Origin of the sequence: Streptomyces sp. T028, assembly GCF_048159505.1 — a bacterium.
Taxonomy (GTDB): Bacteria; Actinomycetota; Actinomycetes; order Streptomycetales; family Streptomycetaceae; genus Streptomyces.
This window is the reverse complement of sequence record NZ_JBLRVZ010000030.1, coordinates 1-21,239: the sequence shown is the minus strand read 5'-3', so window position 1 is coordinate 21,239 and position 21,239 is coordinate 1. Positions and strand designations below refer to the sequence as shown.

21 protein-coding genes and 2 pseudogenes are annotated in these 21,239 nt (G+C 72.1%); 11 read left to right on the top strand and 12 right to left on the bottom strand.

Annotated elements, in window-relative coordinates; genetic code table 11:
* Positions 1–89: 89 nt before the first annotated feature.
* The 6 genes from ACLZN2_RS27945 to ACLZN2_RS27920 all read left to right on the top strand — a co-directional run bounded on the left by ACLZN2_RS27945 (position 90) and on the right by ACLZN2_RS27920 (position 4,430).
* Positions 90–1,175 (top strand): S-(hydroxymethyl)mycothiol dehydrogenase, encoded by a 1,086-nt coding sequence (locus ACLZN2_RS27945; RefSeq protein ID WP_416981955.1) that lies wholly within the window; start codon positions 90–92, stop codon positions 1,173–1,175.
* Positions 1,175–1,804 (top strand): MBL fold metallo-hydrolase, encoded by a 630-nt coding sequence (locus tag ACLZN2_RS27940; RefSeq protein WP_416981954.1) that lies wholly within the window; start codon positions 1,175–1,177, stop codon positions 1,802–1,804. The genes ACLZN2_RS27945 and ACLZN2_RS27940 overlap by 1 nt, the downstream gene beginning before the upstream one ends.
* 73 nt (positions 1,805–1,877) lie before the next feature.
* Entirely contained in the window at positions 1,878–2,255 is a 378-nt protein-coding gene (locus ACLZN2_RS27935) for a DUF4180 domain-containing protein (protein ID WP_416981953.1), read from the top strand.
* 93 nt (positions 2,256–2,348) lie between these two features.
* Positions 2,349–3,263: an SDR family oxidoreductase gene (locus ACLZN2_RS27930; protein ID WP_416981952.1), complete on the top strand. Its 915-nt coding sequence runs from the start codon at positions 2,349–2,351 to the stop codon at positions 3,261–3,263.
* 147 nt (positions 3,264–3,410) lie between these two features.
* Positions 3,411–4,106: a L,D-transpeptidase family protein gene (locus ACLZN2_RS27925; RefSeq protein ID WP_416981950.1), complete on the top strand. Its 696-nt coding sequence runs from the start codon at positions 3,411–3,413 to the stop codon at positions 4,104–4,106.
* Between the two features lie 138 nt (positions 4,107–4,244).
* Positions 4,245–4,430, top strand: coding sequence for a hypothetical protein (locus ACLZN2_RS27920; RefSeq protein WP_416981949.1), 186 nt, complete (start codon positions 4,245–4,247; stop codon positions 4,428–4,430).
* 91 nt (positions 4,431–4,521) lie between these two features.
* Here ACLZN2_RS27920 and ACLZN2_RS27915 read toward each other — a convergent pair whose 3' ends face one another.
* The 3 genes from ACLZN2_RS27915 to ACLZN2_RS27905 form a co-directional block, all read right to left on the bottom strand.
* Positions 4,522–5,916, bottom strand: a complete 1,395-nt coding sequence (locus ACLZN2_RS27915) for a trypsin-like serine protease (protein WP_416981947.1) — start codon at positions 5,914–5,916, stop codon at positions 4,522–4,524.
* 158 nt (positions 5,917–6,074) lie between these two features.
* Complete coding sequence (locus tag ACLZN2_RS27910) at positions 6,075–6,884, bottom strand: SAM-dependent methyltransferase (protein WP_416981945.1); 810 nt, start codon at positions 6,882–6,884, stop codon at positions 6,075–6,077.
* A gap of 74 nt (positions 6,885–6,958) precedes the next feature.
* The gene (locus tag ACLZN2_RS27905) at positions 6,959–8,026 is read right to left on the bottom strand and encodes a hypothetical protein (protein ID WP_416981944.1); all 1,068 of its coding nucleotides are present in this window, start codon (positions 8,024–8,026) and stop codon (positions 6,959–6,961) included.
* On the opposite strand from ACLZN2_RS27905, the gene ACLZN2_RS27900 reads away from it, so the two are divergent.
* From ACLZN2_RS27900 to ACLZN2_RS27890, 3 genes and pseudogenes are all read left to right on the top strand, one after another.
* The gene (locus ACLZN2_RS27900; RefSeq protein ID WP_416981943.1) at positions 8,025–9,203 is read left to right on the top strand and encodes a MalY/PatB family protein; all 1,179 of its coding nucleotides are present in this window, start codon (positions 8,025–8,027) and stop codon (positions 9,201–9,203) included. The two genes, ACLZN2_RS27905 and ACLZN2_RS27900, sit on opposite strands and share 2 nt — an antisense overlap.
* Positions 9,204–9,243: 40 nt before the next feature.
* Positions 9,244–9,872, top strand: a pseudogene (locus tag ACLZN2_RS27895) (enolase C-terminal domain-like protein); the annotation flags it as partial.
* Positions 9,873–9,894: 22 nt separating this feature from the next.
* On the top strand, positions 9,895–10,275 hold the full coding sequence (locus ACLZN2_RS27890; RefSeq protein WP_416981942.1) for a PPOX class F420-dependent oxidoreductase: 381 nt from the start codon (positions 9,895–9,897) through the stop codon (positions 10,273–10,275).
* Between the two features lie 62 nt (positions 10,276–10,337).
* Here the strand turns inward: ACLZN2_RS27890 and ACLZN2_RS27885 are convergent, their stop codons facing one another.
* The 9 genes from ACLZN2_RS27885 to ACLZN2_RS27845 all read right to left on the bottom strand — a co-directional run bounded on the left by ACLZN2_RS27885 (position 10,338) and on the right by ACLZN2_RS27845 (position 19,805).
* On the bottom strand, positions 10,338–13,127 hold the full coding sequence (locus ACLZN2_RS27885) for a hypothetical protein (protein WP_416981941.1): 2,790 nt from the start codon (positions 13,125–13,127) through the stop codon (positions 10,338–10,340).
* 155 nt (positions 13,128–13,282) lie between these two features.
* Positions 13,283–13,858 (bottom strand): hypothetical protein, encoded by a 576-nt coding sequence (locus tag ACLZN2_RS27880; protein ID WP_416981940.1) that lies wholly within the window; start codon positions 13,856–13,858, stop codon positions 13,283–13,285.
* The gene (locus ACLZN2_RS27875) at positions 13,855–15,252 is read right to left on the bottom strand and encodes a hypothetical protein (protein WP_416981939.1); all 1,398 of its coding nucleotides are present in this window, start codon (positions 15,250–15,252) and stop codon (positions 13,855–13,857) included. Before ACLZN2_RS27875 ends, ACLZN2_RS27880 begins: the two co-directional genes overlap by 4 nt.
* A complete protein-coding gene (locus ACLZN2_RS27870; RefSeq protein WP_416981937.1) occupies positions 15,249–16,082 on the bottom strand; it encodes an ABC transporter ATP-binding protein in 834 nt (277 codons plus the stop codon). Before ACLZN2_RS27870 ends, ACLZN2_RS27875 begins: the two co-directional genes overlap by 4 nt.
* Positions 16,079–16,903 (bottom strand): zf-HC2 domain-containing protein, encoded by an 825-nt coding sequence (locus ACLZN2_RS27865; RefSeq protein ID WP_416981936.1) that lies wholly within the window; start codon positions 16,901–16,903, stop codon positions 16,079–16,081. The genes ACLZN2_RS27870 and ACLZN2_RS27865 overlap by 4 nt, the downstream gene beginning before the upstream one ends.
* Positions 16,900–17,460 (bottom strand): RNA polymerase sigma factor, encoded by a 561-nt coding sequence (locus ACLZN2_RS27860; protein ID WP_416981935.1) that lies wholly within the window; start codon positions 17,458–17,460, stop codon positions 16,900–16,902. Before ACLZN2_RS27860 ends, ACLZN2_RS27865 begins: the two co-directional genes overlap by 4 nt.
* Positions 17,461–17,535: 75 nt before the next feature.
* Entirely contained in the window at positions 17,536–17,952 is a 417-nt protein-coding gene (locus ACLZN2_RS27855; RefSeq protein WP_416982171.1) for a Zn-ribbon domain-containing OB-fold protein, read from the bottom strand.
* A gap of 173 nt (positions 17,953–18,125) precedes the next feature.
* On the bottom strand, positions 18,126–18,824 hold the full coding sequence (locus ACLZN2_RS27850) for a TetR family transcriptional regulator (RefSeq protein WP_416982170.1): 699 nt from the start codon (positions 18,822–18,824) through the stop codon (positions 18,126–18,128).
* Positions 18,825–18,956: 132 nt separating this feature from the next.
* Positions 18,957–19,805, bottom strand: coding sequence for a bifunctional methylenetetrahydrofolate dehydrogenase/methenyltetrahydrofolate cyclohydrolase (locus tag ACLZN2_RS27845; RefSeq protein ID WP_416981934.1), 849 nt, complete (start codon positions 19,803–19,805; stop codon positions 18,957–18,959).
* A gap of 133 nt (positions 19,806–19,938) precedes the next feature.
* On the opposite strand from ACLZN2_RS27845, the gene ACLZN2_RS27840 reads away from it, so the two are divergent.
* Both ACLZN2_RS27840 and ACLZN2_RS27835 read left to right on the top strand, forming a co-directional pair.
* The gene (locus ACLZN2_RS27840) at positions 19,939–20,766 is read left to right on the top strand and encodes a hypothetical protein (protein ID WP_416981933.1); all 828 of its coding nucleotides are present in this window, start codon (positions 19,939–19,941) and stop codon (positions 20,764–20,766) included.
* Between the two features lie 59 nt (positions 20,767–20,825).
* Positions 20,826–21,239 (top strand): annotated as a pseudogene (locus tag ACLZN2_RS27835) (peptidoglycan-binding protein); the annotation flags it as partial.

Sequence of the window (21,239 nt, the reverse complement as noted above, 5' to 3'; positions counted from 1 at the left end):
GCTTCCGGGGCAGTCGCCGTGCCCTTACCGCTCCGTCACACGTAGGGTCGGACCTGGGACGGATGACCGCCGAGGAAAGGGGCAGCACCATGCCGCAGGAAGTACGCGGAGTGATCGCGCCGGGCAAGAACGAGCCGGTGCGGGTGGAGACCATCGTGATCCCCGACCCCGGCCCCGGTGAGGCCGTCGTACAGATCCAGGCCTGTGGCGTGTGCCACACCGACCTGCACTACAAGCAGGGCGGGATCAACGACGAGTTCCCGTTCCTGCTCGGCCATGAGGCGGCGGGTGTGGTCGAGTCCGTCGGCGAGGGTGTCACGGACGTCGCGCCGGGTGACTTCGTGATCCTGAACTGGCGTGCGGTGTGCGGACAGTGCCGGGCCTGTCTGCGCGGGCGCCCGTGGTACTGCTTCAACACGCACAACGCGAAGCAGAAGATGACCCTCACCGACGGCACCGAGCTGTCCCCGGCCCTCGGTATCGGCGCCTTCGCCGAGAAGACGCTGGTGGCGGCCGGTCAGTGCACGAAGGTCGACCCGTCGGTGTCGCCGGCCGTGGCCGGGCTCCTGGGCTGCGGTGTGATGGCGGGCATCGGCGCGGCGATCAACACCGGCAACGTCGGCCGCGGCGACACGGTCGCGGTGATCGGCTGCGGTGGTGTCGGCGACGCGGCGATCGCCGGGGCCAACCTGGCCGGCGCGGCGAAGATCATCGCCGTCGACATCGACGACCGCAAGCTCGAGACCGCGAAGAAGATGGGCGCCACCCACACGGTCAACTCCAAGGACACCGACGCCGTCGAGGCGATCCGCGAGCTGACCGGCGGCTTCGGCGCGGACGTCGTCATCGAGGCGGTCGGCCGCCCGGAGACGTACCAGCAGGCCTTCTACGGCCGCGACCTGGCCGGCACGGTCGTCCTGGTCGGCGTACCCACCCCGGAGATGAAGCTCGAACTGCCGCTCCTGGACGTCTTCGGCCGCGGCGGATCCCTGAAGTCCTCCTGGTACGGCGACTGCCTGCCCTCCCGGGACTTCCCGATGCTGATCGACCTGCACCAGCAGGGCCGCCTGGACCTGGCCGCGTTCGTCACCGAGACCATCCAACTCGACGAGGTGGAGAAGGCGTTCGAGCGGATGCACCACGGAGACGTCCTGCGTTCGGTGGTGGTGCTGTGATGGCCGCCCGAGTCGAACGTCTCGTCACCTCCGGCCAGTTCAGCCTCGACGGCGGCACCTGGGACGTGGACAACAACGTCTGGATCGTCGGCGACGACCACGAGGCGATCGTCATCGACGCCGCCCATGACGCCGCCGCCATCGCCGAGGCCGTCGGCGACCGTCGGCTGACGGCGATCGTGTGCACCCACGCCCACAACGACCACGTCGGCGCCGCTCCCGCCCTCGCGGAACTGACCGGCGCGACCGTCTGGCTGCACCCGGACGACCTGCCGCTGTGGAAGCTCACCCACCCGGACCGCGAGCCCGACGCCCAGCTGGCCGACGGCCAGGTCATCGAGGCCGCCGGCACCGACCTGACCGTCCTGCACACCCCTGGGCACGCGCCCGGCGCGGTCTGCCTGTACGCATCCGGGCTCGGTGTCCTGTTCACCGGCGACACCCTGTTCCAGGGCGGCCCCGGCGCCACCGGCCGCTCCTACTCCCACTTCCCGACGATCATCACCTCGATCCGGGAGAAACTGCTCTCCCTCCCGCCCGAGACCCAGGTGCTCACCGGCCACGGCGACGCCACGACCATCGGCGCGGAGGCACCCCATCTGGAGGAGTGGATCGCGCGAGGGCACTGAGAGCCTGTGTCATATCCCCGCCCACCGGAAAAGGGCGGGCACACGGTCGTGGGCCGGTCCTACGATCACGCCCATGACCACAACCACCACCCTCACGACCCTGCACACCACCCGCGTCCTGCGCTGCGCCCCCGAGGGGCCGGCGCTGGACGGGGAGCGCGCCGCGCTCGATCTCGTCGGCGACGCGATGGGACGGGACGCGGAGCTGGTCGCGGTCCCCGCCGAGCGGTGCGGGGAGGAGTTCTTCCGGCTGCGGTCGGGGGTCGCGGGCGCGGTGGTGCAGAAGTTCGCCAACTACCGGCTGCGGCTGGCCGTCGTCGGTGACATCTCCCGGCACCTCGCGGAGAGCTCCGCGCTGCGTGACTTCGTGTACGAGTCGAACCGGGGCCGCCAGCTGTGGTTCGTGGCCGACGAGGCCGAACTGGCGGACCGGCTGCGCCCCGCCGGGTGACACCCGGCGAGCCCGCGGAAAAAGGCGACAGGAGATGTCCGGCTTCCGCGCGACCCTCGAATCCGAACCGAGGAACGCGTGAGGAGGCCGGACATGACGGGTCCGCTGGAGGGCAGGGTCGCGCTGGTGGCGGGGGCGACACGGGGCGCCGGACGGGGGATCGCCGTCGAACTGGGCGCGGCCGGTGCCACCGTCTACGTGACGGGGCGCACCACCCGCGACCGCCGCTCCGAGTACGACCGCCCCGAGACCATCGAGGACACCGCCGACCTGGTCACCGAGGCCGGCGGACGCGGCATCGCCGTGCCCACCGACCATCTCGAACCCGCCCGGGTCCGCGCGCTCGTCGACCTCATCGACACCGAGCAGGGCCGGCTCGACGTCCTCGTCAACGACATCTGGGGTGCCGAGCACCTCTTCGCCTGGGACACCCCGGTCTGGGAGCACGACCTCGACAAGGGCCTCAGACTGCTCCGCCTCGCCGTCGAGACCCACGCGATCACCAGCCACCACGCGCTTCCGCTTCTGCTGCGGTATCCCGGGGGCCTGGTGGTGGAGATGACCGACGGCACCGCCGAGTACAACCGCGACACCTACCGCAACAGCTTCTTCTACGACCTCGCCAAGACCTCCGTCCTGCGCATGGCGTTCTCCCTCGGCCATGAACTCGGCCCGCGCGGCGCCACCGCCGTCGCCCTCACCCCGGGCTGGCTGCGCTCGGAGATCATGCTCGACGCCTTCGGCGTCACCGAGGACACCTGGCGCGACGCCCTCGACCGCGTCCCCCACTTCGCCATCTCCGAGACACCCCGTTATGTCGGCCGGGCCGTCGCCGCCCTCGCCGCCGACCCCGACGTGGCCCGTTTCAACGGACAGTCCCTCTCCAGTGGCGGCCTCGCCCCGGTCTACGGCTTCACCGACCTCGACGGCAGCCGCCCCGACGCCTGGCGCTACCTGGTCGAGGTCCAGGACGCGGGGAAACCGGCGGACGTGACCGGCTACCGCTGAGGACACAGGCTCTCGGGCCCAGGACACTCGCACGGTCGTCGGACGGCAAGTTCACCGTTTCGTCACAGGTCGGGCGGTACCACAACCACAGCCCCCGTCCACCGGTCTAGGTTGGCGAGATCGCAACCGCGCCGGAAAGAGGCACCCATGGGGGACATACGCAGACGAGGAGCCGTCGCTCTCGGGGTCACGGGGCTGGTGGCCCCGCTGACGCTCGTGCTGGGCGCCGCTCCCGCCCAGGCCGCCACCTGCACCACGCAGACCGGGCCGTACCAGAAGCAGGTCGAGAAGTTCCTCGGCCGGCCCGTCGACGGCCGGCAGTCGGCCGCCGACTGCCGGGCCATCCAGGCCTTCCAGACAAAGCACGGCATCACCCCGAACATCGGCTACGCCGGGTCCGTCACCTGGGGCGTGATGGACCTCATGAACAAGCAGAAGGCCGTGGGCAGCAACCCCAACGCGGCCCGCAAGTGCCCCACCAACAGGGGCCGGATCGCCTGCGTCAACCTCACCCTCCAGCTCAGCTGGATCCAGGACGGCAGCAGGCTCGTGTACGGTCCCGTCCCGGTCCGCACGGGCCGCAACGGGTACGAGACCCGCACCGGGCTGAAGAAGATCTACTGGCGTGACATCGACCACGTGTCGAGCATCTACAACGTGCCGATGCCCTACAGCCAGTTCTTCGACGGCGGCCAGGCCTTCCACTCGGTCAACCTCAGCATGTGGAACCCGCCGGGCTCCCACGGTTGCGTCAACATGACCACGACCACCGCCAAGAAGTACTGGTCGCTGCTGAAGAACGGCGACGACGTCTTCGTGTACGGCCGCAAGCCGGGCACCTGACGGCACCCGGCACCGGCAGGGGTGAACTGCCCGAGGGGGGTTGACAGATCGGGTTGACAGAAGGACGTGATCAGTAACACGGTGCGGAATGTCTGATTTATCCGTACTTACTCACGCGGCCTTCACCTCGGGAGTCGTATGCTTCACGCCATGTCCACCACTGTTGAAACCGTTTCCGATCGTTCGGCTGACGAGGTCAACGAGGAGATCCGGGCCCTGTGGCTGCGGTCGGGCGGGACACTGAGCGTCGAGCAGCGCGCTGAGTATCAGCGGCTCGTCCTGGAGTGGGCCGCCGCGGCCCCGCAGCCGCTGAACGCGGTCTGAGCTCCTCGTAGGCCGAAGCAGACCGAAGCGGGCACCCTGACCGGGTGCCCTTTTCGTTGCGCGCAGCTCCTGAGGCCGGCTCAGCGGCGGCTCAGCCCCAGGTCGCCGAGTAGTACTCCCGGTAGGCCTTGCGGTCCTGTTCGGCACGGATGTAGCGGGTGGCGACCAGAGCGACCAGACTGCCGCCGATCACCAGCAGACCGGGGCCGATGTTGTTCGGGTCGGTGAGCCGGGCGGCCAGGGAGATCCCGCCGCCGATGCCCGTCACCGGGGTCGTCGAGCCCGGCGAGGCCGAACCCGGCGCGATCGCCGCCTGGGTGGGGGAGACGGACGGCTGGGGAGCACCGGACGGCGAGGTGCCACCCTGCCCGTTGCCCGAGGGCGCGGCCACGATGAGCGTCATACCCAGCTGCGCCAGCGCCCGGGTCACCGGCTGGAAGAACGTCGTTCCGCCCGTCGTGCAGTCACCGCTGCCGCCGGAGGTGACGCCGAGCGCGATGCCCTCCGAGAACATCGGCCCTCCGCTGTCCCCGGGTTCGGCGCACACGTTCGTCTCGATCAGCCCGCTGACCGTGCCCTCCGGGTAGTTCACCGTCGCGTCGAGCCCGGTGACCTGCCCGTCCCTCAGACCCGTGGTGCTGCCGCTGCGGAACACCCGCTGGCCCACGGCCGCGTCACCCGTGCCCGTGATCCGCACCCCGTTGCCGTCGCCGATCGCCACGATGTCCGCGCCGTCGCCGGCCTTGCCGCTCGTGTACTGCACCAGCGAGAAGTCGTTGACCGGGAAGCTCTGCTGGACGGTCTGGCCCACCTGCTGCTTGGCCGTGTTGTCGGAGAACCAGGTCGATCCGTTCGGCCCGCAGTGCCCGGCGGTCAGGATGAAGTCGTTCGTCCCGTTGGTCACGTTGAACCCGGCCGAACAGCGCCCGGCCGTCGACAGGATCGGCTGGGCGCCGTTGATGCGGGTGGTGAACTTGCCCGCCGTGCGCTCCATACGGACGTAACTGCCGATGTCCGCCGCGGTCTTCGTCAGGCTCGCCCAGTCGGAGGCCGACACCGTGCTGTCGGCCTGCACGATCACCTCGTTGGTCCTGTAGTCCGTCACCCACGCCGTCCCGGGCACCTTGGGCGCCGAACGCAGCGTCGCCGTCGCCGACTTCAGCTCGTTCATGCTGTGGTCCACGAGCTTCGGCTCGGCGCCCGCCCTGCGCACCGTGGCGGCCGACTTGTCGTCGGTGACCGCCACGACCGGGCGCCCCTTGTCGTCGAGCCAGGTTCCCGCGGTGCGCGCGGTGCCGAGCTTCTCGACCAGCGCCGAGCCGGGGTTGGTGACGACGGACTCCGGGGTGGTGCGCGGCGTCGCCGAGGTGGCGGGCGTCTCGGTGGCCATGGCCGCCTGGGTGACCATGGTTCCGCCCAGGAGAAGTCCGCCGACTGCCGCCAGCCGTGTCACTCGCCGGACGATCCGTCGTCGTGCGTGCCTCATGCCCAGCTCCCGAAACCCCGGTCGTGCGGCTCCAACACCGCGGGGCCCTCCGGTCGTTGAGTGCCCTCATCCCCATACGTGCGGGGACCCGGCCGTGTTCACCCCGGAAGTGATCACCTCGCGGCACCGCCGCCACACGGGCCTTTTCGAGCCCGGAGTCAGTGTTTTCGCGCCACCCCGCCGAACATCGCGACCTCCGCCGGTTCGGCCCAGCCGGGCCCCTGCGGCGCGGGCCGCCAGCGCGAGCACGACACCACGCCCGGTTCCAGCAGCTCCAGACCGTCGAAGAAACGGGCCACGCGCTCGGGGGTGCGCTGGGTCAGCTTCGGGGTGCCGTGCTCGTTCCAGAACCTCACGGCCTCGTCCACGTCCGGCATCGCCGGGCTGGTGATGGTGTGCGACAGCACCAGATGGCTGCCCGCCGGCAGCCGGTCGAGCAGCCTTCGCACCAGGCCGTACGGGTCCTCGTCGTCGCCGACGAAGATGACCACGCCGAGCAGCATCAGCGCGACCGGCTCGGCGAGGTCCAGAGTCTTCTCCGCGTGCCGCAGGATCGCGTCGGTGTTGCGCAGGTCCTCGTCCAGGTAGTCGGTGCGGCCCTCGGGTGTGCTGGTGAGCAGGGCCCGGGCGTGGGCCAGGACCAGCGGGTCGTTGTCGACGTAGACGACCCGGGCGTCCGGCGCCAGCCGCTGGGCCACCTCGTGGGTGTTGTCCGCGGTCGGCAGCCCGGTGCCGATGTCGAGGAACTGGCGGATCCCGGCCTCGGCCACCAGATGGGTCACGGCACGGCCGAGGAAGAGGCGGTCGGCGCGCGCGTACTCGCCGATGCCCGGGTGTAACTCCCGGATCCGGTCGCCGGCGGCCCGGTCGACCTCGTAGTTGTCCTTGCCGCCCAGCCAGTAGTTCCAGATGCGGGCGGTGTGCGGCTGGGTGATGTCGATCCGGGAGTTCTCCGGCAGGGATGTCATGGGTTCGGCTCCGACGGCAGGAGGGGGCGGACAGAAGGGGGCGGACAGAAGGGCAGGTGCAATCAACAAGCAATCTAAGCAAGGGAATTGATGCTGGTGGTGCCACCCTCGGAATCCGCGACGGGATTCCCGGATTCCGGCGGTGACGCCGGGCCGAGCCGGGCCCAGCTGCGCGTGTCGCCCCACACGGCCGAGGCACCCGTGTAGGGGCGCAGCAGGCGGGAGAGCGCCGGGTCGCCGCGGCCGTTCAGCTCGTCGGAGGCGACGCTGCGGGCGATCCCGGCGAGGAAGTCGGCGAGCTGCACCCGGGCGTCGTACCGGGAGACGACGAGCCGCAGCCCGGCGAGCCCGATGCCCTCCCGCCGCGCCGCGCGTTCGATCCAGGCGATCCGCTCCGGGGTGAGCATGTTCTGCCGGTCGTGGGCGAGCCGGACCGGCCGCCCGCCGCGGCTCCAGTGCGCCGCCGTGCGCAGCACGGAGGGGAGCAGGGGGTTGAGGAGCGGGACGAGCGGGGCCCCCGCGGCGTCGATTCCGTCCCGATAGGCGACCGCACGGGACCGCTCCGTCGCCAGCCGCGTGAGAACGTCCGCCGCGGGCGTCCCGGAATACGCCCACAGCAGCGCGTCGACCGTGCGGAAAAAGGCCTCCACCGGTTCCTCCGGTCCTTCCGCGGACCGTACGCGCAGCAATCGGTTGGCCGCCGCGAGGAAATCCCGCCATTCCGTCTCCGTGAACGTGCGGGGCCCCTCGACGAAGAGCGCCGCGGCCGGTTCCGGATCGTCGAGCAGCAGACGTGCGGTGCGGTCCACCACGAAGAACGCCTTCTCGACCAGATGCACATGGGCGTGCCCGTACAGCGGCCCGGATTCCGACAGCAGCCATTCCAGGACCGCCCGGTGTTTCTCCCGCAGCAGATGGTTCGCCTTGTACTCCTCGGCGGGTGAACGGATCCGGCCGCGGATCTCCCGCACCTGCGCGGCGGCGAATTCCTCCGGCAGCCGCACACTGGCGTGCGCGAACACATCCGTGTTGCCGCCGGTGAGATTCTCCCCGTCCGAGCCGGACTCGTCGCACGCCACTTCCAGGGAAGTCCCGTTCACCCGATCCCAGGTCACACCACAGCCCCCTATCTTGTGCCCCATGAACAGGATCCCGCACGAAACGTCCGGTGAGCCAAACCCTTTTCGGGCCGTCACCCTCGACCGTCTGCGCCGTCGTACGAGCATGAAATGGCGCACCTATCCGGCCGACGTCCTTCCGCTGTGGGTCGCGGAGATGGACGTACCGCTCGCCGAGCCCGTGGTCCGCGCGGTCACGGACGCGCTGGCGCTCGGCGACACCGGCTATCCGGCGGGCACCGCCTACGCCGAGGCGCTGGCCGGCTTCGCCGCGAAACGGTGGGGCTGGCACGGGCTCGCGGTCGAGCGGACCGCGATCGTGCCGGACGTGATGCTGGGCGTCGTCGAGATGATCAAGCTGGTGACCGGTCCCGGCGATCCGGTCGTCGTGAACCCTCCGGTGTATCCGCCGTTCTTCCAGTTCCTCGCCCACATGGACCGCCGGATCGCCGAGGCGCCGCTGGATGCGGACGGACGGCTCGACCTCGGCGCTCTGGAGGAGGCGTACCGGCGGGCCGTCGCGGGCGGCGGGCGGGCCGCGCATCTGCTGTGCAGCCCGCACAACCCGACCGGCACCGTGCACACCGCCGAGGAACTGTCCGCCGTCGCCACCCTCGCCGAGCGGTACGGCGTGCGGGTGGTCGCCGACGAGATCCACGCCCCGCTCACCGCCGCCGGCGTGGACTTCGTGCCGTATCTGAGCGTGCCGGGCGCGGAGCGCGGCCTGTCGCTGATGTCGGCCTCGAAGGCGTGGAACCTGGCCGGTCTCAAGGCGGCCCTGGCCGTCGCGGGCCCCGGGGCCGCCGGCGAGCTGGCCCTGCTGCCGGAGGAGGTCTCGCACGGCCCGAGCCATGTCGGCGTGATCGCCCACACGGCCGCGCTGAGCGAGGGGACCGCCTGGCTGGACGCCCTGCTCGCCGCCCTCGACACCAACCGGCGGCTGCTCGCCGACCTGCTGGCCGAGCACCTGCCCGGGGTCCGCCACCGGCCGGGGGAGGGCACGTATCTGGCGTGGCTGGACTGCCGTGGCCTGGGGCTCGGCGACGATCCGGCCGCGGTCTTCCTGGAACGCGGCCGGGTGGCGCTGAACCACGGACCCGACTTCGGTACCGGGGGAGCCGGCCACGTACGGCTCAATCTAGCCACCTCGCCGGAGATCCTCACCGAGGGCGTGCGCCGGATGGCGGCCGCCCTGGGCTGACCCGTGGCACGACCGGACCATGTCTTGACATGCACTCGAAGTCCACGAACCCCTCGCCCTGCGGGTGATCCTCCAGCTCGTCCCGGAGGACGGCACGGTGGGCCTCGGCGAGTCACCGGGCGGCGCGGCCCGCCTGGAACGCCTCCAGGTCGCCGCCCGCACGGTCGTCGGCATGGACGTCTTCGACGCCACGGCCGTCTCGGCGGCGATCGACTCCGCCCTGCTGCCGACCGGGCCCAGCTCCCACGAACGTGGCTGGACCACCTCCGCCGTCGAGGTCGCCTGGACCCGGCCGGGATCGTCGAGCAGGCCCGGCTGATGCGACAGCGGTACGGCTTCCGCTCGTTCAAGCTCGCCGCGATCCGCGCCCTCGCCGAGGCCTTCCCGGGGCAGCCCCTGCTGAGGCCGGCGATCGAGCAGGACGCGGTCCAGGTGCTGCTCACCGACCACCACTACTGGGGCGGACTGCGCCGCACCCGTGAACTGGCCGCCGTCTGCGAGGCGTTCGGGATCGCGCTGTCCTACCCGTGGAACAGCGCGGACGACGTCGTCCTCCCCGGTGTCCTGGAGCTCGAGGACGGGGAGGTACGGGTGCCGACCGGCCCCGGGCTCGGTGTCGAACTCGACCACGACGCGCTCGACCGGCTGCTGAGGCTGCCGAGGTGGTGATCCCCCTGCCTAGACTGCGGGCATGGATGAGAAGGCGCTCGACCGGCTTGCAGCGGGCAAGTACCTGCTGATCACCAGCTATCGCAAGAACGGCACCGGAGTCGCGACCCCGGTCTGGGTGGTGCGCGACGCGGACACCCTCGGGGCCTGGTCGGCCGCGGACGCCTGGAAGGTGAAGCGGATCAGGGCCCGCGGTGACATCCTCGTCGGCCCCTGCGACGTACGCGGCAACCCCACCGGCGAGCCCGTCCCGGCCACCGCCGAGATCTGCGACCCGCAGACCACCGCCCGCTACCGCACCCTGCTCGCCCGCAAGTACGGCGTGCTGGGGCGCCTCACGCTCCTGGGCAGCCGACTGCGGCGCGGTGTGGACGGGACCGTCGGGATCCGCATCACGCTGTGAGCACCAAAGAGGGGGGCGCGGACCGCACGGTCCACGCCCCCCTCCTGGTGTTCAGGTACGTCCTACGGCGTGTCCACCACCGTCCCGGTCAGCGCCTGCTGGCCGGGCAGCGGGTCGGCGTTCTCGTCGGTCAGCGCCAGCCGCATCGACTCGGCGGGCTCGGTCACCTGGTCCTTCACCGTCGGTACGGTGAAGTCGACGGTGGTGGTCCCGGCCGCGACGTTCATCCACACCCACAGGTTCGCCTCGGACAGCGGGCGCTCCGGGTCGGGCGAGCTGCCGGAGTAGTCCGCCAGCCACTGCGGGTCCACGTCCTTGGTGGACAGCTCGGTGCCCTCGGTCACCGGCAGTACCCGGACCGGCACCCAGAAGTCGATGTCGGTCGCCTCGGACAGGGAGATCCGCCAGCTCAGCGACCCGCCCTCGGTGACCCGGTCGGCGATCGGCGTCAGGGACACCACCGGCGCCGGGTCATCGTTGAGCGTGGTGACCCCGCCCGCGTACGAGCCGATGACGGCACCGCGGACCGCCTTGGCGAGGAGGTCGTACCGCTTGTCGTAGCCGAAGCGGGTGTCGCCCTGCACCTTGACCGGTACGTCGATCGGGGTCGTCCCGGGCCGTACCGTGACCAGCTTGTCCACGGCCCGGCCGGTGTCCGGGTCCAGGACGGTGAAGCGGACCTTGCCGGTGCCGTGCCCGGAGACCTTGACCGGGATGTGGTAGGTGCGGGTGCCGGAGTCGCCCTCCTCGACCGTCAGCCGGCCGATGTCGACCCGCGGCAGCGCCGCCGCCGTGACCGCCGGGGTACCCGGAGCCCAGCCCCAGGCGTCCATCAGCCAGGCCCGCCCGGAGCGTGAACGCGGCGTCAGCTCAAGGGACTTGACGTGCTTGAGGTCGAACCCGGCGCGGGTGGCGGCGGTCAGCGGGACCCGCACCTCGCGCGCCCAGTAGGACGAGGTGTTCTCGGTGCCGGGCAGCCCGTCCACCGTCACCTGGCCGAGCTTCGCCCGGTGACCCGCGGAGTCGGTGAGCGACACGTCCAGCCTGGTGCCGGTGGTGTTCGGCGGCACGAAGACGCGCAGCGTCAGGTTCTTCGCGCCGGACAGGGAGAGCGGCTTGGTGGGCGTGACCCTCGTCGCCGTACCGGGCGCCGACCACTTCAGCGCCACCGCGCCGCGGCCGGCCTCCTTCTCCAGCGCCCACCAGGCGAAGTGCGGGGAGGATCCCTTGTCGTCCTCGCCCAGGCAGGCCTTGGCCGGGGCCGGGTCGACCGCCGCGCACAGCCTGCCGCCGGTCACCTTCACCCCGGCGTCCGGCAGGAAGCCGCCGGTGCGGCGGGCACCCACGGCGTGGGTCAGCACCCGGGCCGGGTCGGCCGACGGGGCACGCCGACCGGTGCCGTCGAGCAGCGGGCGTACCCGGTCGTCGCCCGCCACGAACAGCCGGGCCGCCGCGGCGATGTAGGTGGCACCGGCCTTGTGCTGCTGGTCGGCGGTCAGCCGGGTGCGGGTGCCCGTGGAGCACACCGGGTCGGGGGCGGGGCTGTCCGGGTCGTTCCAGAAGTCGTCGAACGCGGGCGCCTCGGCCTTGCCCGGCGTCCACTCAGTGTTGAAGAAGTTGTGGTTGGCGCCGACCACGTACGCGGCGCTGTGCAGCGCGGTGCCCTTGCTGACGCCGCGCGTGCCGTCGGCGAACACCTCGCCCTGGAGGTCGGAGACATCGCCGTCGCAGCCGGGCAGGATCGTCGCGGACGGGACGTCGGCGACCGGGTTCTGGCCGAAGATCGTCGGACCGATGAGCACGGTGCCGCGGATCTTCCAGCGGACCGGGCCCCGGTAGCCGTCCTGCGCGGCGGGCGCCAGGTAGAGGCTGTCCATCGCGGCCCGGTTGACGCCCTCGCCGCCGCGTGAGTGGCCGACGAGCAGGACCCGGTTCAGGTCGGTCTTCGGCGCGTTGCGTACGACCGTCGGTGCGGCGCCGGGGTGGGCGGCCCAGCCGGCCCATTGCGCGAGGTGCTGCCGTACCAGCGAGGAACGGGCCTGGGCGCCGCCGTCCTCGGCCGTCCAGTCCTGGCCGTTGACGCCGTTCGCCGAGATCGACACCGTCACATAGCCCTGGGAGGCCAGCAGCTTCTGGTCCTGCAGATAGCCCTTGTAGCTGGGGATCGCCTTCAGCCCGGCCGGGCAGGGCCAGTCGCCGGTCACGCCCTCGTCACCGCCGCCCGGCTTGTAGCAGGTGCCGTGCCGGCCGTGCAGGAACAGCGCGAGCGGCCGCTTGCCGGTGGCGCCCTTCGGCGCGACGACCACGGCCTGCATCTCGACCGGCTGGGCGAAGCCGGGCAGCTTCACCGGGTCGAGGTCGTACTCACCGGTGACCGTGCGGTACGCGCCCGGCTTGCCGGGGTCCACGGAGTTCGCCGGGAGCGCGGCCGGGGGCTGCGCGGCGGCGAGCGAACTCTTCGGCGAGGCGCCGGAGTCCGCGGCGTGCGCGTCCAGCCGGCGTCCGGCCGCCAGAACCCGGAGGTCCGTCAGCGATCCGGTCGGCGGCGCGGCCCGGTCGAGGGCGAGCCGGAAGGTACGGCCGTCCTTCGCCGCCTTCGGCACACCGAGCAGCCGGCCGCCCGCGTGGAACTCCACCCGGGCGTCGCCCATGGGCACGGTCCGCTCCGAGCGCCACACCAGCTGACGTGACGCGCCCTCGCCGGTGACACGCCACCCCGGCGGCAGTTCGCTGTCGGAAGCCGCCGACGCCGTCGTACCGGGCGGCTGCTGGGCCTGGGCCGCTCCGGGTGTTCCCGCCAGTGCCGCGAGCACGGCCACGGCGGTGACACCTATGCGACGGGCATGGATCAAGGGTCCCTCCTCGCACTTCGTGCGTGGGCGCCCCGTCCGTACCGGGAGCACCTCACGACACGAAGGAAGCGACGAGGGGCCTGTGGGTTGCCTGTGACGACCGAATCAGCCTGCGAATGACCGGAATTGAGTCACCGGCCCGGTCACCGGCCCGGTCACCGTCTCGGTCCCGCGAGGGCGTAGGCCGCCGTGCCGGTGACGGTGAGGACCAGGGCCGTCCAGGTGCCCGCCGCCGCGCCGGGAGGCAGCAGCATCCAGGACGCCACCCGCATCGGCGCAGTGGTCGGGGGCGGGGCGAAGAACGAGAACGACAGCCAGGCGAACGGCAGCGTCCATGCGTACTGGCCCCCCGAGAGCGCCGCGCCCAGGGCGACCAGTCCCATCAGACCCGCGCTGTCCCGGACGACGAACGCGGCGGTGGCCATGTCCGCGCCGATCGTCTGCACGGTCAGCAGCACCGCGCCGACGACCGCGCCGGCGAGCAGTACGTGCGCGGCTCTGCGGGGCACCCAGCGGATCGCGGCCGTGCGGTCCAGCGCGAGGTCCTGTCCGCCGAGCCCGACCGAGGCCGCCATCGCTCCCGCGGTGAGGACGAGCGCGGGCAGCCGCGGATCGGCGAGCCCTCCACCGCGGTCCCCGGTGAGTGCCCACACCGCCACCGTGCTGATGACCACCGCGGCGAGCGAGGCGGGTACCTGACGTGAACGCGCGTACAGCGTCAGCCATCTCACCGGGCCGCACCGCCGGACAGCGCCTCGAGCACGTCTCCCTCGCAGGAGAACGCGGCGGCCCGCATCGCGTTGACCCGGGAGAGCTGCTCGGCCCGGGGCAGCGCCTCGAGGTCCTTCCACACCGGGCGGGCCTTGGCGTCCATCTCGCGGCGCAGGCCGGGTGACTCCGCGCCGGGCAGGGACCTGAACTCTCCGAGGACCCAGCTCACCGCGACGGTCTGCGCGATGTCCTCTTCCCCCACGCTGAACCAGCCGACGGGGGAGCACCCCGGCACCATGCCCTTGCCGATCAGGGCCCAGGTCAGCTCCTCGCCCTTCGCGGCGGCGACGATGTCGTCGTCGAAGTCGAAGAGCACGTCGGTGCGCGACCACCGCGGCGTGGAGCCCTTCGGCAGGACGGTGGCGTTCTCCCGGACCGAGACCGGCGCCCGGCCGCCCAGGGCACCGTGCAGCAGGCGCAGCGCCTCCTTGCCGGGAGCCGCGAGGTCGGTGAGTCGTGCCCGCTGCGTCTGCGTCACGCACACCGGGCCGTCGCACACCGGCTCTGCGGCGGCCTTGTCGAGGACGTAGATCCGGTGCGGGTCGGACGGGAGGACGAGCAGGGCGATCGCCGCGCCCGCCAGGACGGGCGTCAGGGCGGTCAGCCGGGCACGCGGGGTCGCGGCGACCAGCAGCGCGAAGCCGGTCGCGGCCATGCCGAGCAGCCAGATCGTCTGCCCGACGTGCACGGTGGGGGAGAGCGTGACGAGTACGTCGCGCACCTCCTCCACCGCCGGTGACAGCAGCGAGACCCGGTTCGGCTCCGTGATCGTGGACCCCTCGGCCGTGTCCGTCTCCGTCCGGCCCAGCGACATCTGCATGAGGACCGTGAACGCGAAGGCGGCCATGGCCAGCAGCGGCGGGGTGAGCGCGGACGGCAGGGCCCGCCCGGCCCCCATGCCCAGCACGGCCCCCGCGACGAGCGAGAGCACCGCCACCAGCGAGATCGGAAGCCATCCGACGTGCGTGTACCCGGTGTTGGCGAGCACCTGGACCCCGCCCACGAGGACGAGGACCGCGAAGGCCGAGGCCAGCGTGACCGCCGTCGCGCCCGCCGTCGTGGCGGCGCGGTGCCGGGCGGGACGCGACGTGGTCGTCAGCAGCTCGGACATCTTCGAGCGGTGGTCGCGCAGGCCCTGCAGCGCCCCGAGCCCCACGGTGAGCGGCCACAGGTAGAACAGCAGGCCGCGGGTCCATAGCGCCAGGGACGTCCACTGGGCCGTCCATGCCGTGGTGCCCCTCCACCAGGCGGCGTTCACCAGGTAAAGGAACGCCAGTGCCGTCGTCAGGAGCACGGCGCCGGCCCACGGGGCGACGGAACGCTTCAGCTCGATGCGCAGGACACGCGCGTTCACCAGGCGCCCCTTCCCTGCTCGGGGCCCTGCAGCAGCGCCGAGTAGCCGCGCTCCAGCGGGCTGTCGCCCACGTGTTCGGGGCTGCCCGCCGCGGCCAGGTCGGCCGGGGTGCCCTGGAAGACCAGCCGCCCCTCGGCGAAGAGCACCACGTCGGTGCAGGCGGCGGCGACGTCCTCCACCAGATGGGTCGAGACGAGCACACAGGTGTCCGTGCCCAACTCCTGCAGCAGTTCCCGGAAGCGCAGCCGCTGTGCCGGGTCCAGCCCGACCGTCGGCTCGTCCAGCAGCAGGATCGTCGGGTCGTTGACGATGGCCTGGGCGATGCCGACCCGCCGGACCATGCCGCCCGACAGCGCCTTCATCCTGTCGTCGGCCCGGTCCGCCAGGCCCACGCGCTCCACGGCGCGCTGCACCGCCGCGGGGATGTCCGCCTTGGGCACCTCCTTCAGCCACGCCATGTACTCGACGAACTCGCGCACCGTGAAGCGCTTGTAGTAGCCGAACTCCTGCGGCAGGTAACCGATCCGGCGGCGCAGCGCCCGGAGTTCGCCCTTGCCGCCCGCGGACTCGCCGAGCAGTTCCAGCGTGCCCTCGGTGGGGCGCAGTACGGTGGCCAGCGTTCGGATCAGGGTGGTCTTGCCCGCCCCGTTGGGGCCGAGGAGTCCGTGGACGCCGATGCCCAGCGACAGGTCGAGGCCGTCGACTGCCATCCGTTTCCTGCCGACCCTGACCTTCAGCCCGGTGGCCTGGATCTCCCAGGCGTAGGCCGTCGGCGCGATGTCGGCCGCGCTCATCGCGGACGTCATGAGGTGTTCCTCTCCGATGGTCATCGATGGGCTCCCAACACGGAGTACGCGCCTCTGCGGGCGATCACGACTCCGATGCCGAGTGCGAGGATCAGCGCCCACACGGGCAGACCGCCCGTCTGCAGGGCGAAGGCGGTACGGCGGGTGGCCAGGGTCGGCGCCACGACCACGGCGGCCCATACGGCGGCCAGCGCGACGGCGGCGCGGGTGACACCGACGAGACCGCCGAGCGCCAGCGTCGCCGCCGTGAAGGCCAGGCAGGGCAGCAGCCACTGAGCCACCATCACCCCCGTCACCCATCCGCCCACCAGCAGCGCGGGGACGACCACCGCGAGTACGGACGCGGTGCGCCGCAGCACCAGGTGGAGCCCGGCCCTGGGCGCCGAGGCCGTCAGTTCGTACGCCGGGTCCAGACCGCGCGACCACGACGCCGCGACACCGAGCACGGGCAGGACCGGTGCGAGCAGCAGGACGACGGACACCTCGCCGGTGCCGGTGCCGGTGCCGGCCAGGTCGAGCAGCAGGGCCAGCAGCGTCACGCCCACGACCGTGGCCAGCCACGGCACCATCGCGGGCGTCAACCACCGCGACAGCCGCGCCGGCCGGCGCCGTCCGCGCGGCATCGTGGCGGTGACCGCCAGCCGGGGCTCCAGGCCGGACCACACGGTGTCGACCAGCGACGCCACCGCGGGCACCCCGGCGGCGACAGCGGCGGACAGCCGGTCACGGCACACCCGGCACGTCTCCAGATGGGCCTCCACGGCCCACACCTCGTCGGCCGCGAGGTCCGTACCGCCGCGCGCGTACCCCTCGATGATCCGCGTCGACGCATGTTCCGCGCTCATGCCAGCGCCCTCCGCATCGCGGTCCGGGCCCGGCGCGCACGGGTCTTGACCGTGCCTTCGGGCAGCCCGAGCAGGACCGCGGTCTCCCGGACGGACAGCCCGTCGAGCACCATGGCCTGCAGTACCTGTCTCAGTTCGGGCGCGAGGCACCGCAGCGCGTCCCCGACATCACCGCCGACGGTCGCCGCGAGCGCCTCCTCCTCGGCGGCGGGCGCCGCGTCGGGCAGAGCGGCGGCCGGCGGCGGCTCCGCGTGGTGGGCCCTGCGCCGGAACGCGTCGACCAGGCGGCGCGCCGCGATCGTCCACAGCCAGCCCGTGGCGGTCCCTCCGACCGCTGCCCCCGTGAACGCACCCGCCGCGCGCCACACCGCGAGGTAGGTCTCCTGCATGACCTCCGCGACGAGCTGCTCGTCCACACACCGGCGGCGCAACCGCACCGCCATCCACGGCGACGTACGCCGGTACAACTCCTCGAATGCGGCACGGTCGCCTCTTGCCACCAGCCGGACGAGACGTTCCTCGTCCACCTCGTGCAGCGGTGCCCTGACTGATCTCACACCCGCTAGACGCCCGGGCCGCGCCGCAGGTTTTCCCCCTGATGTGATCCCCGCCACATGCGGGAGCGTGTTGCGCTAGTGGTGCCAGCCCCGGTAGGGCTCGTCGACCAGTTGGAACACCGGCTCGCCCCGTACCGGGTCCTTCACCGTGGAGAGGCGGACGCGGTCGCCGCTGTGGATGCCGATGAGCGGGCCCATGACCCGGCCGCGCACGACGAACCCCTCCGCCATCTCGACCAGTGACACGTTGCGCGCGGAGGGCGTGTTGCGGTGGACCACGGTGGAGTGGCGGACCGTCCCGGTGCCCTCGCTGCGCTCCGTGCGCAGGTCGCTGCCCTGGCACACCGGACACAGCAGCCGGTGGTACATGGCGGTGCCGCACCAGGTGCAGCGCTGGAAGAGGATCGCCTCGCCGTCGGCCTTCACGCGGTCGAGCAGCCCCGCGGAGGAGCCGGCGGTCCGCTGAACGGCGCTTCCTGAGTAGTGGTACACGCTGGTCAACTCCCTGCCCTGGGCCGGAATCCCCCGTGCGCGGCTCACCCGTGCACGGACGTGCCCGGTCACCGTGCCACCGTGCACGCGCTCAGCGTATGGCACTGAGTGCCACTCGTAAAGGTACTGCGTACCCCCAATATTCCGGGGCTCCGTGGAGGTCGTCGGCGGGGTCAGTCCCGGCCGAGTGTCGTCTCGATCTCCTGCACCACCCGCCACAACGGAGCCCCGCGGCGGGAGACCACGACGACCACGTCCTCGGGGTGCTCCTCGGCGGCCGGCACCGGCACCGGCGCAGGGGCCGGCGCGGGCGCGGGCGCCTTGCCGAACGCCGACTGCACATAGCCCAGCGCGTGGTCCACGGTGGCGGTCGCGTCGCCCTCGCCGTCCGAACGCAGCCAGGACCGCAGGGCGTTGTTGTGCGCGGCGACCACGGCCGACGCGATCACATCGGCCCGCAGGTTGCCGTCGGACCGGCCGGCGAAACGGCCCCGCAGATACTCGGCGAGGGCACGCTCGTAGCGCCACACCACCGACAGTTCGTACGCGCGCAGCCCCGGCACCTTCTTGGTGAGCCGGTAGCGCTGCACGGAGAAGGAGGGGTTCTCGGCGTACATCTGGAGGACGAGCCGGGCGGCGTCGCACACGCGGCGCACCGGCTCGGCGTCCTCCTCGCTCGCGGCGAGGAAGGCGGTCATGTCGGCCAGGCACCGCTCGTGGTCGGGGAAGACCACGTCCTCCTTGGAGGGGAAGTAGCGGAAGAACGACCGGCGGCCGACGCCCGCGAGGGCCACGATGTCGTCCACGGTGGTCTGTTCGTAGCCCCGCTCCAGGAACAGCTGGAAGGCCGCCGCCACCAGGGCGTCCCGCATGGGCGGCTTGACCTCCGCCTTCTCAGTGGCGCTCATGGACGGGAAAGTAACACCTGAGACCCTCCGATGGCACTCAGTTCCCTCCCGACGGGGAACTGAGTGCCTGGCACGGAGTGCCGAAACGTGGCGGGGTCAGAGCCGCTCGGCCGCCTCGACGACGTTCGTCAGCAGCATCGCGCGGGTCATCGGGCCGACACCGCCGATCGGCGGGGCGAAGGAGCCCGCGACATCGCCGACGTCGGGGTGGACGTCACCGAGGACGCCCTCGACCGTGCGGGTCAGGCCCACGGACAGCACGGTCGCGCCCGGCTTGATCCAGTCCGGCCGCACCAGGTGCGCCACCCCGGCGGCGGCCACCACCACGTCCGCCTCCCGGGCGTGCGCGGCGACGTCCTGGGTCGCCTCGTGGCACAGGGTCACCGTGGCGTGCTCGGTGGCGCGGGTCAGCATCAGGCCGAGCGGACGGCCCACCGTCACCCCGCAGCCGATGACGCAGAACTGCTGCCCGGTGATCGCCACGTGGTTGCGGCGCAGCAGGTCGATGATGCCGCGCGGGGTGCACGGCAGCGGCGCGGGAATGCCCAGCACCAGCCGGCCCAGGTTCGTCGGGTGGAGCCCGTCGGCGTCCTTGACCGGGTCGATCAGCTCCAGCACGGCGTGCGTGTCGATGTGGGCGGGCAGTGGGAGCTGCACGATGAAACCGGTGCACGCGGGGTCGGCGTTGAGCCGCAGCACCGCGGCCTCGACATCGGCCTGAGAGGCGTCGGCGGGCAGCTCCACCCGGATCGAGGCGATGCCGACCTGCGCGCAGTCCCGGTGCTTGCCGCCCACGTAGGACCGGCTGCCCGCGTCCTCGCCGACGAGGATCGTGCCCAGCCCCGGGGTGATGCCGCGCTCCTTCAACGCCTGTACACGAAGGGCGAGTTCACTCTTGATGTCGGCCGCGGCGGCCTTGCCGTCGAGAAGTGTTGCGGTGGTCACGGAGTCGACGAGCCCTTCGGGAGAGAAAACGACGGTCCTGTCATCGTACGACCCCTCCGTCCCCCTCTTCGCAGGAGCACCTTTCGCCCGGCGTAGCCTTTCCGCACCGCCGCCCAGCCCCGAGGAGCCCTCCGTGCCGCCCGCCCGCCCCCGTCTCCTCTACGTCACCGACCTGGCCTACCCGGCCCGCGGCCGGCGCTACGGCGACGAGGACGTCTTCCTCACCTCCCGGCTGCGCGCCGACTTCGACCTCGCCCTGTGCCATCCCCTGGACGCGACGGCCCTGATGGACGCCTTCGACGCCGTGGTCGTCCGCAACAGCGGGCCCGTGCTCGGCTATCAGGGCGCGTACGACGCCTTCCGCGAGCGCGCCCTGCGGGACGGCGTCCGCGTCTACAACCCGCTCACCGGGCGTGCCGACATGGCCGGCAAGCAGTACCTCCTGGACCTCACCGCCGAGGGGTACCCGGTGATCCCCACGGTCGACCGTGCGCAGGACCTGCACCGCCTCCCCGAGGCCCGCCGGTACGTCGTCAAGCCCAAGCTGGGCGCCGATTCGCTGGGCCTCAGGATCGTCACCCCGGACGACCTGGCCGCGCTCGCCGAGGGCGGCGTTCTCATCCAGCCGTGCGTCGACTTCGCGTACGAGGTCTCCTTCTACTTCGTCGACCACGACTTCCAGTACGCCCTGTTCGCCCCCGACCCCGCCCGCCGCTGGGAGCTCCGGCCGTACGAACCGACCTCCGCGGACCTGGGGTTCGCCCACCGTTTCGTCGACTGGAACACCCTGGCGTACGGCGTCCAGCGCGTCGACGCCTGCCGCGCCCCCGGCGGTGAGCTGCTCCTCGTAGAACTGGAGGACCTCAACCCGTACCTCTCCCTGGACGCCCTCGACGCCGGCGAACGGGACGCCTTCGTCGACGCGACCACGCGTTCCCTGCACCGCTTCCTCACCGGCTGAACCCGCCCGCCCGTCCGCCCGTATCTCTCCGCGGGGGAACGGAACGGAGGGAGACCAGGGTGCCGACACCGGCCGAACCCGGACAGCCGCAGGAGCGCAAGGTCGTGGAGCCCATCCGGGTCCTCAGGCCCCGCAACACCGACGCCCTGGCGGACCTGTTCCGGGAGATGACCGAGCTGACCAAGGACCCCGTGTCCTACGAGTCGATCCCGCTGCCGGTCCTGCCGGGCGCCGTCGACGAGGCGGCGACGGAGCAACTCCCCCCGGTGGAGCACTGGTCCGACACCGTGACCGCTCCCGACGGCGGCGGGAACCGGGCGGAGGGCCACGACGAGGCCGGACCCGCGACGCAACGGATCGCCGGCCAGGACTGGTCGGGCGAGCCCACCACGTACGAGCCCCCTCGCACCGCCGTGACCTCGGCGGGGCGGGCGGAGCGGCCCCCGTACGGATCCCGCTCCGCCCGCCCCGCC

What these genes read in the sequence shown, in the direction of transcription:
- ACLZN2_RS27945 (WP_416981955.1), top strand. Translation starts at nt 90, where the DNA reads ATGCCGCAGGAAGTACGCGGAGTGATCGCGCCGGGCAAGAACGAGCCG.
- ACLZN2_RS27940 (WP_416981954.1), top strand. Translation starts at nt 1,175, where the DNA reads ATGGCCGCCCGAGTCGAACGTCTCGTCACCTCCGGCCAGTTCAGCCTC.
- ACLZN2_RS27935 (WP_416981953.1), top strand. Translation starts at nt 1,878, where the DNA reads ATGACCACAACCACCACCCTCACGACCCTGCACACCACCCGCGTCCTG.
- ACLZN2_RS27930 (WP_416981952.1), top strand. Translation starts at nt 2,349, where the DNA reads ATGACGGGTCCGCTGGAGGGCAGGGTCGCGCTGGTGGCGGGGGCGACA.
- ACLZN2_RS27925 (WP_416981950.1), top strand. Translation starts at nt 3,411, where the DNA reads ATGGGGGACATACGCAGACGAGGAGCCGTCGCTCTCGGGGTCACGGGG.
- ACLZN2_RS27920 (WP_416981949.1), top strand. Translation starts at nt 4,245, where the DNA reads ATGCTTCACGCCATGTCCACCACTGTTGAAACCGTTTCCGATCGTTCG.
- ACLZN2_RS27915 (WP_416981947.1), bottom strand. Translation starts at nt 5,916, where the DNA reads ATGAGGCACGCACGACGACGGATCGTCCGGCGAGTGACACGGCTGGCG.
- ACLZN2_RS27910 (WP_416981945.1), bottom strand. Translation starts at nt 6,884, where the DNA reads ATGACATCCCTGCCGGAGAACTCCCGGATCGACATCACCCAGCCGCAC.
- ACLZN2_RS27900 (WP_416981943.1), top strand. Translation starts at nt 8,025, where the DNA reads ATGAACAGGATCCCGCACGAAACGTCCGGTGAGCCAAACCCTTTTCGG.
- ACLZN2_RS27905 (WP_416981944.1), bottom strand. Translation starts at nt 8,026, where the DNA reads ATGGGGCACAAGATAGGGGGCTGTGGTGTGACCTGGGATCGGGTGAAC.
- ACLZN2_RS27890 (WP_416981942.1), top strand. Translation starts at nt 9,895, where the DNA reads ATGGATGAGAAGGCGCTCGACCGGCTTGCAGCGGGCAAGTACCTGCTG.
- ACLZN2_RS27870 (WP_416981937.1), bottom strand. Translation starts at nt 16,082, where the DNA reads ATGACCATCGGAGAGGAACACCTCATGACGTCCGCGATGAGCGCGGCC.
- ACLZN2_RS27865 (WP_416981936.1), bottom strand. Translation starts at nt 16,903, where the DNA reads ATGAGCGCGGAACATGCGTCGACGCGGATCATCGAGGGGTACGCGCGC.
- ACLZN2_RS27850 (WP_416982170.1), bottom strand. Translation starts at nt 18,824, where the DNA reads ATGCGGGACGCCCTGGTGGCGGCGGCCTTCCAGCTGTTCCTGGAGCGG.